Source organism: Novosphingobium sp. B-7 (assembly GCF_000410615.1).
GTDB classification, from domain to species: domain Bacteria; phylum Pseudomonadota; class Alphaproteobacteria; order Sphingomonadales; family Sphingomonadaceae; genus Novosphingobium; species Novosphingobium capsulatum.
Genome location: NZ_APCQ01000262.1, coordinates 1 through 1,910, shown reverse-complemented (window position 1 = coordinate 1,910; position 1,910 = coordinate 1). Strand labels below are relative to the sequence as shown.

Sequence of the window (1,910 nt, the reverse complement as noted above, 5' to 3'; positions counted from 1 at the left end):
ATCGGCATAGCCCGGCCCCGCGCCGTTCCCGCCTGGATGCTGCAGCACGACCGCCAGCGTCAGCGATGCCGCCAGCGCCAAGCCGATGCCCCCGCCCCACACCAGGCGTCTCGGGCGGCGCGCACGGGCGGCGCTGAAATCGATCACCTCGGCGCTGGTTTGTGGCTGGCTGGCCGCAGCGAGCAAACCGGGCGGCAACGGCGCGTCGAGCACCGGGTCATAATGCGCGGCAAGCCGGGCCTTAAGCGCACGATGACGCTCAACCTGCCGGGCCAGCGCGGGATCGGCGGCCATGGCGCGCTCCACCTCTGCCTGCATGGCGGCATCGAGTTCGCCATCGGCATAGGCAGCCAGAGTTTCGGGAGAGGGCGTCACAGGTCGTCTCCCAGCATGCCGAGAAGCGCGTCGCGCCCGCGCACCAGGCGCGAATTGAGCGTGCCTACTGGGCAGCCGACGATGTCGGCCGCTTCCTTGTAGGACCAGCCCTCGACCATCACGAGCAGGACCGCCTCGCGCTGTTCATCGGGCAGGCGCGCCATCGCGCGGTCCACGTCGGACAGCTGCGCGCACGCCTCCTGCCCGCCATCGGCGCCAACGGTCACGCCAGCGTCTTCGTCAACAAAGGTTTGGCCACGGCGGTTTTCGGCACGGGCCTCGTCGATCCACAGGTTGCGCATGATCCGATACATCCAGCTATCCAGGCGGCTGCCCTCTTGCCATTGCTGGCGGCTGCGCAGCGCACGTTCCACGGTCATCTGGCAAAGATCGTCGGCCCGCGCCGCATCGCGCGCAAGGCCCAGGGCAAACCGGCGAAGCCGGGGCAGCAGGGCCAGCATGGCGGTTTCAAAACGGTCGGTCAGCGTTCTTGCCTTTTCCGATGGATAGAACGAACCATGTCGCTCGTTTCATCCATAGGCAATTCCGCCTGACTTGGGAAACCGTCTTGCGCAAGATCACCCCTGCCCTGCTGGCGATGCTTTGCGCCACGACGCTGCCCATGCCTGCCCTGGCGCAGGGCGTGATGCCCGGTATCGGCCAGGGAATGGGCCAGCAACTGGGCAATCCATTCGACAACCGGCTCGATCCCGTGATCGATCGCGCGCGCCAGGCGGTGGACCGCGTGCCCGGCGATGTGGCCCAGGCGCTCGACAATGCCACCACCACTATGGTGCAAAGCGCCAGGGCCCTTGCCGAAGCGCGGGTGGAGCGGATCGATCGCCTGCTACGGCAAAACCCCGCAAGCATCGAACGGGACGCGGCCGGTGATCCGGCCGTTAAGGGCGAACTGCTGATCATGGCGCCAGAGGCGGCGATGCTCGACAAGGCACGCGCCCTGGGATTTGCCGTTATTGGCAACGAACGCCTCGCCTCGCTCGATCTAGCGGTAACGCGGCTGGCAATTCCATCGGGAATGAGCCTGGCACAGGCGCAGGCCGCGCTGGGCAAGGCGCTGCCCGATGCCACGATCAGCGCCGATGTGCTGCACTTTACCGCCGGCGCTGCAAGCCCGCGTGGCGGCGTGATGCATCTGGGTACGATGCCTGCCTTGCAGACGCCGGTGGGCATGATCGATGGCGCCCCGGCGCAGGCGATCGATGCCCTGCAAGGGTTCGCCCCCGGCGCGCCGGCAGCATCGGACCATGGCAGCGCCGTGGCCAACCTGCTGTCCGGCGCCGGCGTGCGGCATATTCTGGCGGCAGACGTCTATGGGCGCGGCCCCACCGGTGGCAATGCCCTGGCCATTGCCCGCGCGGTGGACTGGCTGATTGGCCGGCAGGTGCGCGTCATCACCATCAGCCTGGTTGGCCCGGCCAATCCCTTGCTGGCGCGGGCGATGACGGCGGCATTGCAGCGCGGCGCCGTGATCGTCGCTGCCGTGGGCAACGATGGCCCCGCCGCGCCGCCGGCCT

3 protein-coding genes are annotated in these 1,910 nt (G+C 68.4%); 1 reads left to right on the top strand and 2 read right to left on the bottom strand.

From position 1 onward, the window contains the following. On the bottom strand, positions 1-375 hold a 375-nt coding region (locus tag H926_RS25400; RefSeq protein ID WP_022675041.1), incomplete at its 3' end, for a hypothetical protein. Beyond that, entirely contained in the window at positions 372-836 is a 465-nt protein-coding gene (locus H926_RS0103295) for an RNA polymerase sigma factor (protein ID WP_022675040.1), read from the bottom strand. The genes H926_RS0103295 and H926_RS25400, both read right to left, overlap by 4 nt. Positions 837-943: 107 nt before the next feature. On the opposite strand from H926_RS0103295, the gene H926_RS25395 reads away from it, so the two are divergent. After that, a partial coding sequence (locus tag H926_RS25395) for a S8 family serine peptidase (RefSeq protein ID WP_022675039.1) occupies positions 944-1,910 on the top strand: 967 nt, incomplete at its 3' end.